A 14,120-nucleotide genomic window follows, 5' to 3' on the forward strand; every position below is an offset into this window, starting at 1 on the left:
GGGTGGAGGAACAAAATTTACATATGGTGACACTCAGTACTTCTTGCCAGGGAAAGGGAAGTGTGGGGTCATAGAAGTTAGGGGAGGCTGACTACAGGGCTGTCCAATTATTCCACTGGGTGCATGCCCACCAGGTTACCGACTGGGAAGCCATGACTAACCTTCCTCGAAATTTGCGACAGAAATTGGCAGAAATTTCCTTTATACCCAAAGTTCGAATAATCCGCACCCTCAAAGATAACGAGGATGGAACTGTTAAGCTCCTGCTGGAACTGCCTGATGGGGAAAAGGTAGAATGCGTTTTAATGACTTATGAGAGACAAGGTGAGGGCAGGAGGTATACTGCTTGCCTTTCCAGCCAGGTGGGCTGCCCGGTAAGGTGCAGTTTTTGCGCTACTGGTTTATCCGGTTTCCGCCGAAATCTCACGGCCGGGGAAATTATCCTTCAAGTTTTGGCTTTGCAGCGCCATCTGGGTCCGCGGGAAAAGGGGGAACGGATTAGTAACATTGTTTTCATGGGGATGGGGGAGCCGCTTTTCAATTATGATGCTGTCCTGAAGGCTCGCCGCATTTTAATGCATCCTGAAGGGTGGGGCATAAGCCATCGGCGCATTACTATTTCTACCTGTGGCGTGGTTCCCCGAATCAAGCGTTTAGCCCTGGAAGAGCCCCCTGTCGAGCTGGCTATTTCCCTTCATGCTACGACCGATGAAATACGCAATAAACTAGTACCCCTTAATCGGCGTTATCCTTTACGCGAACTACTGGCGGCCTGTCGCCATTATACTGAAGTTACGGGCCGCCGGATTACCTTGGAATATGTTTTAATAAAAGGAGTAAACGATACTCTGGAGGATGCGAAACGCCTGGCCAGGCTGGTGAAGGGTATTCTAGCTTATATAAATATATTGCTTTTTAACCCGGTTCCAGGCGTGGGCTTTAAAGCCCCTGAACCGGAAAGTGTACAGGCCTTTGTCCATCGTTTACAAGAGCAGGGCTTAGAGGTGGGTATCAGGGAAAGCCGGGGCTGCCGTATTGCTGCTGCCTGTGGGCAACTACGCGGCCAGGAAGTGTAGGAGGTATAACTGGAAATGGGATGGATGGAAACCATGGAAAATTTTTGGCGCCGCCTTTTCGAGGGTCTTTTCCAGCGGGGAAAAGAAAATCAGCTTCAACCTGTAGAAATTGCTAAAAAGCTGGTTCAGGTCATGCGGGCTAATCGTTCAGTAAGCGTAAACAGGGTGTATGTCCCCAATATCTACCTGGTTCATTTAAATCCCCGGGACTATGAGAAATTATCCATGTATAAAAAAGCCTTGGCAGAAGAACTGGCGGGGTATTTGCGCGAACGGGTGGCTGCTAGAAATTATACGTTAGTGGGAGAGGTACGGGTAGATTGGGAAATAGACGAAGAGTTGGCGCCGGGTGAGCTGCGTATTCATGCCCGGATGGAGGAAGACTGGCCAATGGAATCGCAGGAAGATACTTTAATTTACCCAGCTATAAAGAATGGAAACCCGGAGGAAAAGCAGGGGCCTGAGATGAGACTGGTGGTAATAGAAGGACCAGACCTGGGTCGCAGCTTTGTCCTTCACCCAGGAAGGCAAGTATTAGGCCGTAATCCTACTTGTGAGATTTTCCTTACCGATGAACAGGTTTCTCGCCAGCATTGTCAGATTGAAGTTGAAGCGGATAAAAGTATAGTGACGGATTTAGGCAGCCGGAATGGTACTTTAGTCAACGAGCAATTGGTTAAAAGGGCATTGCTAGCGCCGGGCGATCATATAAAGGTGGGGCGGACGGTATTGGAAGTGCGGGTGGTCTAAAGGTGTTTACCGTAGTAATAATCATTCTACGGTTTGGTGTGGTGCTCCTGCTTTATTTATTTTTATTTCATATATTGCGCTTAATGTACCGGGATTTGCATCAGGATGCCCGCAAAGTTCAACAACCTAGGGGATTCAAAAGCAAGCCCCTTGTTGCCGGTCCTTTGGTTTTACAAGTACGGGAAGCAAAAAATAGCAATGTAAAAAAAGGAGATGTTTACCCCCTTGGCGAAAGTATCATAATCGGTCGAGATGAGCTAAATGATATTGTGCTAAAGGAAACCCATGTATCCGCGCGCCACGCCGCTATTACCCGCCAGGGACAGAAGTGGCAAATTCGCGATTTAGGGAGCACTAATGGTACCTTTGTCAATGGTATACGTATTTGCGGACCCGTAGATTTGTCACCAGGAGATGAAGTGCGCATTGGAGGCGTTATTTTTGAAGTGAGGTGGGAGAATGCGGGCCGAGGCGCTTACTCATACCGGACTGATCCGTCCCGATAATGAAGATGCTTACTTAATAAACCTGGATATGGGCCTTCTAGCAGTGGCCGATGGTATGGGTGGCCACCAGGCGGGGGAAGTAGCGAGTTTCTTGGCCTTGGAGGCCTTGGCCGAAAAGCTAAAGGAAGACTATGGCCAGGATCCTCTGGCCCATCTCGTAGCAGCTGTATATTTTGCTAATGAAGTTGTTTACAGATCGGCTTGTACAACGCCGGAATACCGCGGTATGGGTACTACTTTAACAGTCGCTTGGGTAATTAACTCCCAGGCTTTTCTGGCCCACGTAGGCGATAGCCGCGCTTATCTTTTCCGGGACGGCCAATTACAAGTTTTAACTCACGATCATTCTTATGTAGGAGAGTTGGTTCGCAGCGGCGATTTAACTAACGAAGAAGCCAGGATGCATCCTCACCGTAATATTTTAACCCGGGCCTTGGGTATAGGCGCGGAAGTAATGGTAGATAGTAGGATTATTTCCTTGCAGGAGGGCGACCTATTGCTCTTATGTACGGACGGCTTGTTAGAAGTTGTAAGGGATGAAGAAATTGCTTCTGCCTTGCACCTAGGGAAAAGCCTGAAAGAAATCCTGCAAAATCTACTGAGGCTAGCTTTAGACCGTGGAGGACCAGATAATATTACGGTGGTGCTAGCAGCCTATGAGTAAAAGGCGGCGGGAGTTTGTCCTGCTTTTCTGGCCTTCGCTTATCCTTTTAATAGTTCATGCATATGGTTTCCTTACCAGGGAACAATTTGCCTACTTGGGCAGTTATGAAGTAACTCTTTTAATAGCGGCCTTTTTCGGTGCGCATTTAATTTTAAAAGCTAGCGGTCACCAAGGTGATGAGTATTTGCTACCGCTGGCAGCTATGTTGACTGCTTTAGGGCTAGTTTTTCTTTTTCGGCTGGACCCGGTTCTGGCCAGGAGACAGGTGGCCTGGAGCGTAATAGGCTTACTGGTACTGGTGGCCACAGTTTTTGGAGGTCGCGATTACGAGCGGCTCACCCAGTACCCTTATCTCTATTTAGTCCTGGGGCTCTTTTTTCTGTTTTTGACTGTAATTGCCGGGACCCGCATAGGTGGGGCTAAAAGTTGGTTAACATTAGGATCTTTTAGCCTGCAACCGGTGGAAGCGGTTAAAGTTCTGGTAGTGCTCTTTTTGACAGGATTTTTGGAGGAAAAGCGCGAACTTATGGTAGAACATTCAAGGTGGCGCTCTACTTGGGCTCCCTTAATTACGGCCGTTACCTTGTCTGTGCTGCTTTTGGTCTTACAGCGCGATCTGGGTTCAGCGTTAATTTTGCTGGTAGTTTTTCTGGCTATGATTTACTTGGCTACAGGACGTAAGCGTTACATAATCTGGGGAGGAATCTTGTTTTCATTGGGAGCGGCAGCAGCATATACCCTTTTTCCCCACCTGAGGGTGAGAGTAGCCGTCTGGTTTAATCCCTGGGCTGATCCCCAGGGAGCCGGGTATCAGGTAATACAGGCGCTTATTGCCCTGGGGAGCGGAGGCCTTACTGGAACAGGAATGGGCTCGGGTTATTCCCAGATTATTCCGGCGGTGGCCACTGATTTTATTTTTGCTACCATGGCTGAAGAAATGGGATTCTTAGGGAGTGTGGGGATAGCCCTACTTTATCTTTTACTTTGCTATCGCGGTTTTCGGGCAGCCTTATTGGCCACCGAAAGCCAGGGTACCATGCTGGCAGCAGGCTTGACAGTTCTAATTACCTTTCAGGCCTTTATTATTATGGCAGGGGTAAGCAAACTTTTACCCTTAACAGGAGTTACTTTACCTTTTGTAAGTTATGGAGGAAGCTCCCTGGTGATAAGTTATGTAATTTTGGGTCTACTCCTTAATGTAAGCGCTATGAGGCGGCAGGTGTGATTTCTTTGCTAAAATCTGTACGACATTTAGCCTTATTGTTGGCTACTTTTTTTGTAATTCTTATCCTACACCTGACTTATATCCAGGTGCTAAAGGGGGAGGAATTATATTTGAACCCCCTGAACCCGCGCCTGCGGCTGTTGGAAGAAAAAACCTGGAGGGGCCAGATTGTTGACCGGCAAGGAGAAGTATTGGCACGCTCCTATCCTTTTCAGGGCTACTTTCGTAGGGAGTACCCTTTAGGACCGGCTGGAGCCCATGTGATTGGCTACGTTAGTTCACGCCTGGGACTGAGCGGCCTGGAAGCCACCTATGACGGTGAATTATTAGGTCTGGTAGGTTGGCAGGGTTTTATCAATAAAGCACGGGGACTAAAAGGTGTGCCCAGGCGAGGGAATAGCTTGGTATTGACCTTGGACGCTTCCTTACAGCAGTTGGCTTTTCGTCTCCTGGCGGGATATCGGGGAGCAGTGATAGCCTTAAACCCTCAAACAGGTGAGGTGCTGGCCTTAGCTAGTAGCCCGTCGTTTGATCCCCATTCTGTAGAAAAAGAATGGGATTATCTCAATGATCCCCTCCAGGGTAGTCCTCTGCTTAACCGGGCGCTGCAGGGGCTCTATCCGCCGGGATCCACCATGAAGCTGGTGACCGCGGCAGCAGCTTTAGGCAAAAACCCTGACATCCAGGAACGCCGATTTTACTGCCCAGGCTATATAGAAATTGAAGGTAGGAAGCTGACTTGTCCTCAGGTTCATGGTAATATAAATTTTAACGAGGCGTTAATGTACTCCTGTAATGTTACCTTCGCTCAACTGGCTTTGGAAATAGGGGCGGAGGAGTTTGTACGGGTAGCAGCTAATTTTGGCTTTAACCAGAAGCTTGATTTTGATTTGGATTTGGCTATATCGCGGGTTCCGGCGGCAGAAAAACTTAACCTTAACGCTCTGGCCGAAGCGGCCATTGGTCAAGGAGAAATACTGGTCACACCTTTCCAGATGGCCCTGGTGGCAGCGGCCATTGCTAACAATGGTTGGCTAATGCGGCCTTATATGGTGGCCAGGGTGGAAGACGAAAAAGGATCGATAATCAAGGTAACTCGGCCGCGGTTACTGAAGGTGGCTATTAGCCCTGTTGTGGCGCAAGTACTTAAAGGTGCCATGGTAGACACGGTCAAGGCAGGAACGGGACAGAGCGCAGCTATACCCGGCATAAAAGTAGGTGGTAAAACAGGCTCTGCCCAAAATCCGCAGGGCAGAGCCCATTCGTGGTTTGTCGGTTTTGCCCCGGCGGATAACCCGCAGATCGCAGTGGCGGTAGTGGTCGAAAATGCAGGAGCCGGCGGGGCAGTGGCAGCACCCATAGCAGGCAAAATTATGGCGAAAGTCTTAGGACGGTGAAGATATGATCGGCAAGATACTGGATGGCCGTTACGAGATTAAGGAAGCCCTGGGAGGCGGCGGTATGGCCCTGGTATATCGCGGTTATGACCGGCTGCTTCACCGGAGCGTGACTATTAAAATTTTGCGGGAGCAGTTTGCCAGCGATAAAGATTTTGTAGCTCGTTTTCAACAAGAAGCTCGGGCAGTAGCCCGCCTCTCGCACCCCAATGTAGTCAGCATCTATGACGTAGGGCAAGAAGAGGGATTGCACTACCTTATTATGGAGTATGTGGAGGGCCATTCCCTCAAAGACATTATTGCCCAGAGGGCCCCCTTGCCGATCCTAGAGGCTATTGATATAGCCTTGCAGATTTGTGATGCTTTGGAGCATGCCCATGAAAATGGCGTCATTCACCGCGATATCAAGCCTCACAATATTCTTATCACTAAACACGGGCGGGTAAAGGTTACCGACTTTGGCATTGCCCAGGCGGTAAATGAATCTACTATGACTTATGGCGGGACCTTGATTGGGTCAGTACATTACCTGGCGCCGGAACAGGCCCGGGGGGAACCGACGGGAATTACGGCCGATATTTATTCCTTAGGAGTAGTGCTGTATGAAATGGTTACCGGCCAGCTTCCCTTCAATGGAGAAACACCGCTGGCTGTAGCGTTAAAGCACCTGCAGGAGGACCCCCGGGCCCCGCGGGAACTGAACCCCCAAGTCCCCCCAGCTTTGGAGCGGATAATCTTGCGAGCTTTAGCCAAAGATCCCGCTCGCCGGTATCCCAACGTGGCTTCTTTAAGGGCTGATCTGCGAGCTTTGCGCAATGTTCTGGAAGAGGATAATTTTGCTACCCAGGAATTGCCTCCGGTAATGGCTTTGGCGGCTGACCCGCCCCGAGAGAAAAAGACCAACCGCCGCCCGCGGGTATGGGCTTGGGCGCTGTTGATCCTGCTTTTTTTAGCCCTGGCGGCCGGGGGTTTGTGGGCAGGGTTTCGCTATTACTTAGTAGTGGGGGAAACAGTGGTGCCTGCGGTACAGGGGCTGCCGGAAGGAGAAGCTTTGAACAGACTGGCGGCTGCTGGTCTTAAAGGGCAGATCACCGGGCGTAAAAATGATGCCGAAGTACCTCAGGGATACGTTATTTCCCAGGACCCGGGACCAGGAGAGAGGGTAAAACGTTCGCGGCCGGTCTTGTTGGTTATTAGTCTGGGGCCCCGGTTACGCCAGGTGCCCAATGTAGTTGGCGATCCCGAACGCATAGCCAGGATGAAGCTGCAAAATGAGAAATTCAACGTAATCATAGACCCCAATGAGGTTTACCATCCCACCATTGCTGCAGATTCGGTAGTCAGGCAGGACCCGCCAGCAGGGGCCTCCCGGCCGGAGGGCAGTGACGTGCGAATCACTTTAAGCAAAGGTCCGGAGCCCCAGTGGATCAATGCCCCTAATTTGATAGGGTCTACCCTCATAGAGGCCCAACAGAAGCTAAAAGATAAAGGCCTGCAGCAGGGAGTAATAACTTACCAGCGGAGCGAAGAACAATTTGCCGGGATAATAATCGGGCAGGATCCTCCGCCGGATACCCGGGTTTTGCAGGGGAGCGCTGTCAACCTTACCATCAGCCAGGGCCCGGGCCCATCTCGCCAGGACGCGGTGGTAACCATTGAGCCCCTCAACGATGATAAAGAGCATAACATACGCATTGTAGTTATCGATGCTAAGGGACCTCATGAAGAATATAACGGTGTACAAAAGCCGGGGGAGAAGCTGGTTGCCGTGGTACCTTATTATGGCAAAGGCAAGTTACAGGTCTTTCGAGATGGGCAGATGATTTTTGAGGGACAGGTGCCTACGAAGAATATAACAGTGCAAAGGAAAAACAGGTAATTTCTGAAAGGCAGGTGCCATAGGAGGAAAGTTGTGCTGGAAGGGATATTAGTAAAGAGTGTTGGCGGTTTTTACTTTGTAGAGTATGAAGGGAAAATCTATGAATGCCGCCTGCGGGGGCGTTTACGGCTGCAAGAAGAAGAGATTTTACCCGGAGACAGGGTTCAGTTTCAAGAAATAGCGCCAGGCCAGGGCGTAATTGGGGGTATTTTGCCCCGGAAAACTAAGTTGGAAAGGCCCGCAGTGGCTAACATAGATCAGGTTATCATAGTATTTGCATTGAGCGAGCCTCCTCCTGATCTGGAACTCCTAGATAGACTCCTAGTGTTAAGTTTAGCCAGTGGCACAGAACCTGTTATCTGCTGGAATAAAGCAGATATAGCCCGCAAAGAATTTTTGTATTTACCCGGCTTATATGAGGGGCTGGGCTATCGCGTGCTGATCACCAGCGCGCGAACCGGTCAAGGCGTTGATCTGTTGCGAGAGATATTAAAGGACCATATCAGCACCTTTGCGGGGCCTTCAGGGGTAGGAAAGTCTTCCTTGCTCAATGCTATCGAACCTGGCCTAAACTTAAGGACAGGTGAAGTGAGCCGCAAAAAAGGGCGAGGACGTCATACCACGCGCCAGGTGGAACTGCTGCGCTTAAAAGAAGGCGGCATGGTAGCCGATACCCCTGGTTTTAGCCGGCTTTATTTGACGGAGATTAAGCGGGAAGAGCTGGCCACCTACTTCCTCGAGATGGCTCCACATGAGAACCAATGCCGTTTTCATTCTTGTTTACACCGCGCCGAGCCGGGATGTGCCGTGCGCAGGGCAGTGGAGGAAGGCAGGATCCCGCGGCACCGGTACGAGCATTATCTTAAGTTCTTGGCTGAAGTTATAGAAGCCGAAAGGAGTTACTAAAGAGTTGGCCATCATCGCTCCTTCTTTGTTGGCGGCTGATTTTGGAAGGTTGAGGGAGGAAGTAGCTAATATAGAGGCAGCGGGAGCTGACTGGCTGCATCTAGACATTATGGATGGACATTTTGTGCCTAATATAACTGTAGGCCCGGCGGTGGTGGCTGCTTTAAGGCCTTATAGTAAATTGGCCTTTGACGTCCACCTCATGTTAGCCCGGCCGGAGGAATACATCGTTTCTTTTGCGCAAGCTGGTGCTGACTGGATCTCAGTTCACGCTGAAGCTTGCCCGCACCTCCACAGAGTTATCCATCAGATCCGGGAAGCGGGCTGCCGGCCAGCAGTAGCTTTAAACCCGGCCACCAGCCTGAGGGTTTTAGACCACATCTTGGAAGATGTGGATATGGTTTTACTTATGACAGTAAATCCGGGTTTTGGGGGCCAGACCTTTATTTCTTCCATGCTGGCTAAAATAAAGGAATTGGCCGGGGCTTTGCACTCTTTGGGTAGAGAAGTGCTAATTGAAGTGGATGGCGGAATTACTCCTGATAATGCGGCGGCTGTTTGCCGGGCCGGCGCGCACGTGCTGGTGGCCGGTTCGGCCGTTTTTGGTGCCCCTGACCGGAAAGCCGCTATTCGCGCGCTACAACAGGCAGCGGAGCAGGGAGAGAAGGAACGTTCCTGAAGTTTTTACCACTGGCGTATCCCTAGTTTTGAGGCTGGGCCTGCTTGGCTTGCGCTCGCTCTGGAAACCTTCGCGGGCCAAACTAGCGCTTGGCTCAAGGCTCCGGCAGGCTTCCCGGCAAATTCGGCGTCCTGCCTCAGTTGCCGGCCTCGGCCATCCATGGCCTCGGGCCTGCCTCCGCCTTTCGCCAATCTTAAGTTTGGCTACCGCTCAGGTTTAGTCGCTCGCTTCCAAGCCTAAGCAGGCCTACCCTGTAAAAACTGGGGATAACTCAGGTTTTACCAACCTTGACGTTTTACCGGAACCGGTGCTATAATCAATCTGACGTCTTCGGGGTTAGGTGAAATTCCTTACCGGCGGTGAAAGCCCGCGAGCTGCTAAATGGCAGTTGATCCGGTGGAATTCCGGAGCCGACAGTGAAAGTCTGGAAGGGAGAAGGCGTCTGATAAAGTTTGTTATTTGCCGGCCCCGATGTTCGTTTGGGGCTTTTTCTTTTTGTGAGGTTTGAAGAATTATGGAAGAACTTTTTATGCGGCGAGCTCTAGAATTAGCCCGCCGGGGGTTAGGCCGCACCAGCCCTAATCCTGCTGTAGGAGCAGTTATTGTCAAGGATCAGGAGATTGTAGGAGAAGGCTACCATGAAAAAGCCGGGACACCCCATGCCGAAGTTCACGCTCTGAGGCAAGCGGGTGAGAGGGCTCGGGGCGCTACCCTTTATGTTACCCTGGAACCTTGCTGTCACTATGGTAAGACGCCTCCCTGTACCGAGGCCATTATTGCAGCGGGCATCCGGAGAGTAGTGGCCGCCATGTTGGACCCTAACCCCAAGGTGGCCGGGGGCGGTATCAGGCGCCTGCGGGAAGCGGGCGTTGAGGTGAAGGTAGGACTTTTGGAGGCAGAGGCTCGGCGGCTGAACGAGGCCTTTTGCAAGTACATTACTACAGGTGTACCGTGGGTAACTCTAAAGATGGCTTTAACCCTGGACGGCAAAATAGCCACCCGTACCGGTGCTTCCCGCTGGATAAGCAGTGAAGCTTCGCGTCTTAAAGCCCATGAATTGCGCAATACCCATGATGCTGTTTTAGTGGGCATCGGTACAGTACTGGCCGACGATCCAGAGTTAACTACCCGGATACCGGGCGGCCGGGATGCAGTACGGATAATCCTGGACAGCCGCTTGCGCTTGCCCTTAAAGGCTAGGGTGGTTAATCTTACTTCCTCCGCTCCTACCCTGGTGGCTACTACGGAGCAGGCGCCTAAAGAGAGGCAGGAAGAGCTGGCCAGGGCCGGAGTGGAAGTAGTAGTTTTGCCCGCAGTAGAGGGGAAGGTTTCCTGGCCGGCGCTACTAACAACCCTGGCTAAACGTCAAATAACAAGTATTTTAGTGGAGGGCGGAGCTGAAGTTAATGCTTCAGCCCTCGCATGTGGGGTGGTGGACAGGGTAGTGGCTTTTATAGCCCCCAAGATTTTTGGGGGAAAGGAAGCTCCCAGTCCAGTGGCCGGCTTAGGGGTTGCCCATCCCGATGAAGCCTGGAGGCTGGAAAAGGTGGAAGTAGAACGTTTGGGTGAGGATGTAATGCTCACCGGGCTTATTAAAAAAGATCGAACACCCGATAAAAACTGAAGGAGAACAGCGGCTTATGTTTACGGGGATTATTGAAGAAATAGGTAGAGTACGTAATCTGGAAATTGGAGGACAGGGCGCCCGGTTAACCCTGGGAGCTAGAAAGGTTCTGGAAGGAACTAAAATTGGCGATAGTATTGCGGTGAACGGGGTATGTCTGACGGTAGTGGAACTTCTGCCGGAGGGTTTCACCGTAGAGGTGATGGCTGAAACCTTGCGGGTTACCAATCTGGGACGGTTGTTGCCGGGAGAAGGTGTCAACCTGGAGCGCGCGCTACGTCTGGGAGATCGCCTGGGAGGGCACCTGGTCAGCGGGCACGTGGACGGAGTGGTCCGGATTTTAGAGCGACGTAAGGTAGGCATAGCGGAGGAGATCACCCTGAGTTTGCCGGAAAGCTTAAGCCGTTATGTGGTACCCAAGGGTTCGGTCGCCCTGGACGGAACTAGCCTTACGGTGATCGAAAGTGGCGGCGATAGATTCAGGGTAGGCCTTATCCCCCATACTTTGCAAGAAACGGTCCTGGGGTTTAAGAGGGAGGGGGCCGAAGTCAATATTGAGGTGGATTTGCTGGCCCGGTACCTGGAAAGGCTTTTATATTCTAGAGAAACCGGCCAACGGGAAGGTTTAAGTTGGGAATTCTTGGCTAGCCACGGTTTCATTTAGAAAGGAGGGAGCAAGCTTGGTAGAAGAATTTAAATTCAACACTATTGAAGAAGCTATCGAAGATATTAGAGCTGGAAAAATGGTTGTAGTAGTCGATGATGAAGACCGGGAAAATGAAGGGGATGTGGTAGCGGCGGCGGAAAAGGTGACTCCCGAAATAATTAATTTTATGGCCACATATGCCCGCGGCCTGATATGCATGCCTATTCACGGGCAGCGCTTGGACGAGCTGGACCTAGGGCTGATGGTAAGCGAAAATACAGAAGCCCAGGGCACGGCTTTTACTGTATCCGTGGATGCCGCTGAGGTAACTACCGGCATTTCTGCTTATGAGCGGGCCCTAACTATAAAAAAGATCATTGATCCCCGTACCAGGCCCCAAGACCTGCGGCGACCCGGGCATATTTTCCCTCTGCGAGCCCGGGAAGGTGGGGTATTAAAACGGGCCGGCCACACCGAAGCTGCGGTGGATCTGGCCCGCCTGGCCGGTCTTTATCCGGCAGGAGTCATTTGCGAGATCATGAACGATGATGGGACCATGGCTCGCGTCCCACAGTTGATGGAGTTTTGCCGCCGTCACGGATTAAAGATAATTACCATTGCCGACTTAATTAAATACCGGAGGCGCACCGAGAAACTGATCCGTCGGGTAGCCGAAACCAACCTGCCTACTCGTTACGGCCATTTCCGGGCCATTGCCTACGAAGATATATTGGAAAAACAGGGCCACCTGGCTTTGGTCAAGGGCACGGTGGACGATGGTCAGCCGGTCTTAGTTAGAGTTCACTCGGAATGTCTAACAGGCGATGTTTTTGGGTCTTACCGTTGTGATTGTGGGGAACAACTGGAGCGGGCCCTGGCTATGATTGAAGCCGAAGGACGAGGGGTTTTGCTTTATATGCGCCAGGAAGGCAGGGGCATTGGTCTTTTAAATAAAATCAAGGCTTATAAACTGCAAGAGGAAGGCAAAGATACTGTAGAGGCCAACGAGGCCTTAGGCTTTCCCGCCGATCTCCGCGATTACGGTATAGGGGCTCAGATTTTGGTAGACCTGGGGATCAGGGAATTGAGACTTTTAACCAACAACCCGCGCAAGATTGCAGGTTTGGAAGGGTATGGGCTTAGAGTGGTCGAGAGAGTGCCTCTGGAAATAAAGCCTAACGGCGTTAATCAACGCTATCTGCGAACCAAAAAAGATAAGCTCGGCCATCTACTGCAGATCTAACGTATCACCTCTCGGGCGATAGAGGCCTGCTCTGGTCGGAGAGCCGGCGACCAGACGAAACGGGTGGAAGCCTGGCAGGCCCGGAAGCCAAACTGGAGATACGCCGGACTGCAGAGGGGTTAATGGGCGAGTTCAGGTGGAGGGAAAAACATGCGTATCTTAGAAGGGAAATTAACTGCTGAAGGTCTAAAATTCGGTATCGTGGTTAGCCGCTTCAACGAATTCATTACCAGTCGTTTACTCTCAGGCGCTCTGGATGCTTTACAGCGTCACGGGGCCGATCCCGAAGCAGTGGAAGTGGTCTGGGTGCCGGGAGCTTTTGAGATACCGCTCACCGCTCAGAAGATGGCCGGGCGGGGTTATGACGCCATCATATGCCTGGGCGCTGTTATTCGCGGGGCCACACCTCACTTTGAATATGTGGCCGCCGAGGTAACCAAAGGCATCGCCCAGGTAGCTCTGGCCAGCGGCTTGCCCATCATTTATGGAGTAATTACAGCCGATAATTTGGAGCAAGCCATCGAACGGGCAGGCACCAAAGCCGGGAATAAAGGCTTTGAAGCGGCCGTAGCAGCTATTGAAATGGCTAACCTATTTAAAGAGTTGAGCTAGGGGATAGTGGCCTGACTAAATGGAGAGCCCGGGCACTTCCACCTTTGCCCGGGCCCTCAAACCACCGATTTAAACAGCGCGCTGAACTTTACCGGAGCGCAGACAACGAGTACATACATAAATTCGCTTACGCGAACCATTAATAATAGCCTTTACCCGTTGAAGGTTGGGGAACCACTTCCTTTTGGTCTTAATATTGGAGTGGCTGATTTGGTGACCTACAGCGGCCTTTTTCCCACAGATGCTGCAAACGGCCATGCTAATTTTCACCTCGCTTTAGACTACCACTCGCTTATTTTACCAGAGTTCCCCGCCGGACGCAAGGAGAAGCAAGGATATTAGTAGCTGAGTTATTCCCAGTTTTGATTCCAGGCCTGCTTGGCTTCAGCTCGCTCCAGAAACCCTCGCGGGCCAAACTAGCGCTTGGCTTAAAGGCTTAAGGCAGGCTTCCCGGCAAATTCGACTTCCTGTCTCAGTTGCCGGCCGCAGGCTTCTCATGGCCTCGGGCCTTTCTTAAGCCTTTCGCCAAGCTTGAGTTTGGCTGCCGCGAAGGCTTGTTCGCTCGCTTGAAGCCTAAGCAGGCCTCCCCAGCCAGAGTGGGGATTCGCCAGTATTAGCAGGGATATTGTGGTCACATGTCGAAAATAGAACTACTAAAAAATTTCAAGGAGTGAACACTATGGCCGAGGGCAAAAAAGCAGAAGTCATCCCCCTCAAGATAACCAAAGATCTTTCCATCCTGGAAGTCTTACGGGCCTATCCTGAGGTGCGACCCATTTTTGCCCGTCACGGCATGGGTTGCCTGGAATGTATGGGAGCTATGGCCGAGACCATCGAAACCGGTGCCCGGATGCATGGCATTAAACTGGAGGAATTGTTGGCGGATCTAAATAGTGCAATTAAAAAATAGTAA

At 51.3% G+C, this 14,120-nt stretch carries 14 protein-coding genes, 1 pseudogene and 1 riboswitch; of the genes and pseudogenes, 14 read left to right on the forward strand and 1 reads right to left on the reverse strand.

Features of this window, described 5'->3' with window-relative positions; genetic code table 11:
- Positions 1-86: 86 nt before the first annotated feature.
- From rlmN to ribH, 13 genes and pseudogenes are all read left to right on the forward strand, one after another.
- Positions 87-1,076 (forward strand): annotated as a pseudogene (gene rlmN, locus AC1BI1_RS01545) (dual-specificity RNA methyltransferase RlmN); the annotation flags it as partial.
- Positions 1,077-1,091: 15 nt separating this feature from the next.
- The gene (locus AC1BI1_RS01550; protein ID WP_476715509.1) at positions 1,092-1,826 is read left to right on the forward strand and encodes an FhaA domain-containing protein; all 735 of its coding nucleotides are present in this window, start codon (positions 1,092-1,094) and stop codon (positions 1,824-1,826) included.
- Between the two features lie 2 nt (positions 1,827-1,828).
- Positions 1,829-2,332 carry an FHA domain-containing protein gene (locus AC1BI1_RS01555; RefSeq protein ID WP_476715510.1) on the forward strand — a complete coding sequence of 168 codons (504 nt, stop codon included), beginning with the start codon at positions 1,829-1,831 and terminating at the stop codon, positions 2,330-2,332.
- Positions 2,286-2,996: a Stp1/IreP family PP2C-type Ser/Thr phosphatase gene (locus tag AC1BI1_RS01560; protein WP_476715511.1), complete on the forward strand. Its 711-nt coding sequence runs from the start codon at positions 2,286-2,288 to the stop codon at positions 2,994-2,996. Before AC1BI1_RS01555 ends, AC1BI1_RS01560 begins: the two co-directional genes overlap by 47 nt.
- Positions 2,989-4,221: an FtsW/RodA/SpoVE family cell cycle protein gene (locus AC1BI1_RS01565; RefSeq protein ID WP_476715512.1), complete on the forward strand. Its 1,233-nt coding sequence runs from the start codon at positions 2,989-2,991 to the stop codon at positions 4,219-4,221. The genes AC1BI1_RS01560 and AC1BI1_RS01565 overlap by 8 nt, the downstream gene beginning before the upstream one ends.
- 5 nt (positions 4,222-4,226) lie before the next feature.
- Positions 4,227-5,618, forward strand: a complete 1,392-nt coding sequence (locus AC1BI1_RS01570; protein WP_476715513.1) for a peptidoglycan D,D-transpeptidase FtsI family protein — start codon at positions 4,227-4,229, stop codon at positions 5,616-5,618.
- Between the two features lie 4 nt (positions 5,619-5,622).
- Positions 5,623-7,497, forward strand: a complete 1,875-nt coding sequence (pknB, locus tag AC1BI1_RS01575) for a Stk1 family PASTA domain-containing Ser/Thr kinase (protein ID WP_476715514.1) — start codon at positions 5,623-5,625, stop codon at positions 7,495-7,497.
- Between the two features lie 33 nt (positions 7,498-7,530).
- On the forward strand, positions 7,531-8,403 hold the full coding sequence (rsgA, locus tag AC1BI1_RS01580) for a ribosome small subunit-dependent GTPase A (RefSeq protein ID WP_476715515.1): 873 nt from the start codon (positions 7,531-7,533) through the stop codon (positions 8,401-8,403).
- A 4-nt stretch (positions 8,404-8,407) separates the two neighbouring features.
- Positions 8,408-9,082 (forward strand): ribulose-phosphate 3-epimerase, encoded by a 675-nt coding sequence (rpe, locus tag AC1BI1_RS01585; RefSeq protein ID WP_476715516.1) that lies wholly within the window; start codon positions 8,408-8,410, stop codon positions 9,080-9,082.
- 322 nt (positions 9,083-9,404) lie between these two features.
- Positions 9,405-9,526: riboswitch (FMN riboswitch) on the forward strand.
- Between the two features lie 85 nt (positions 9,527-9,611).
- Positions 9,612-10,706 carry a bifunctional diaminohydroxyphosphoribosylaminopyrimidine deaminase/5-amino-6-(5-phosphoribosylamino)uracil reductase RibD gene (gene ribD / locus AC1BI1_RS01590; protein WP_476715517.1) on the forward strand — a complete coding sequence of 365 codons (1,095 nt, stop codon included), beginning with the start codon at positions 9,612-9,614 and terminating at the stop codon, positions 10,704-10,706.
- Positions 10,707-10,722: 16 nt separating this feature from the next.
- Positions 10,723-11,370 carry a riboflavin synthase gene (locus tag AC1BI1_RS01595; RefSeq protein ID WP_476715518.1) on the forward strand — a complete coding sequence of 216 codons (648 nt, stop codon included), beginning with the start codon at positions 10,723-10,725 and terminating at the stop codon, positions 11,368-11,370.
- A gap of 16 nt (positions 11,371-11,386) precedes the next feature.
- Positions 11,387-12,595, forward strand: a complete 1,209-nt coding sequence (locus AC1BI1_RS01600; protein WP_476715519.1) for a bifunctional 3,4-dihydroxy-2-butanone-4-phosphate synthase/GTP cyclohydrolase II — start codon at positions 11,387-11,389, stop codon at positions 12,593-12,595.
- 150 nt (positions 12,596-12,745) lie between these two features.
- On the forward strand, positions 12,746-13,207 hold the full coding sequence (gene ribH, locus AC1BI1_RS01605) for a 6,7-dimethyl-8-ribityllumazine synthase (protein WP_476715520.1): 462 nt from the start codon (positions 12,746-12,748) through the stop codon (positions 13,205-13,207).
- Between the two features lie 69 nt (positions 13,208-13,276).
- On the opposite strand, the gene rpmB is transcribed toward ribH, so the two are convergent.
- Entirely contained in the window at positions 13,277-13,465 is a 189-nt protein-coding gene (rpmB, locus tag AC1BI1_RS01610; protein WP_476715521.1) for a 50S ribosomal protein L28, read from the reverse strand.
- A gap of 421 nt (positions 13,466-13,886) precedes the next feature.
- On the opposite strand from rpmB, the gene AC1BI1_RS01615 reads away from it, so the two are divergent.
- Positions 13,887-14,117 carry a DUF1858 domain-containing protein gene (locus tag AC1BI1_RS01615; RefSeq protein ID WP_476715522.1) on the forward strand — a complete coding sequence of 77 codons (231 nt, stop codon included), beginning with the start codon at positions 13,887-13,889 and terminating at the stop codon, positions 14,115-14,117.
- Positions 14,118-14,120: the final 3 nt, after the last annotated feature.

It is taken from the genome of Thermanaeromonas sp. DSM 22490 (genome assembly GCF_056378755.1).

What these genes read in the sequence shown, in the direction of transcription:
- ribH (WP_476715520.1), top strand. Translation starts at nt 12,746, where the DNA reads ATGCGTATCTTAGAAGGGAAATTAACTGCTGAAGGTCTAAAATTCGGT.
- AC1BI1_RS01565 (WP_476715512.1), top strand. Translation starts at nt 2,989, where the DNA reads ATGAGTAAAAGGCGGCGGGAGTTTGTCCTGCTTTTCTGGCCTTCGCTT.
- AC1BI1_RS01595 (WP_476715518.1), top strand. Translation starts at nt 10,723, where the DNA reads ATGTTTACGGGGATTATTGAAGAAATAGGTAGAGTACGTAATCTGGAA.
- pknB (WP_476715514.1), top strand. Translation starts at nt 5,623, where the DNA reads ATGATCGGCAAGATACTGGATGGCCGTTACGAGATTAAGGAAGCCCTG.
- AC1BI1_RS01615 (WP_476715522.1), top strand. Translation starts at nt 13,887, where the DNA reads ATGGCCGAGGGCAAAAAAGCAGAAGTCATCCCCCTCAAGATAACCAAA.
- AC1BI1_RS01550 (WP_476715509.1), top strand. Translation starts at nt 1,092, where the DNA reads ATGGGATGGATGGAAACCATGGAAAATTTTTGGCGCCGCCTTTTCGAG.
- rpmB (WP_476715521.1), bottom strand. Translation starts at nt 13,465, where the DNA reads ATGGCCGTTTGCAGCATCTGTGGGAAAAAGGCCGCTGTAGGTCACCAA.
- ribD (WP_476715517.1), top strand. Translation starts at nt 9,612, where the DNA reads ATGCGGCGAGCTCTAGAATTAGCCCGCCGGGGGTTAGGCCGCACCAGC.
- AC1BI1_RS01560 (WP_476715511.1), top strand. Translation starts at nt 2,286, where the DNA reads ATGCGGGCCGAGGCGCTTACTCATACCGGACTGATCCGTCCCGATAAT.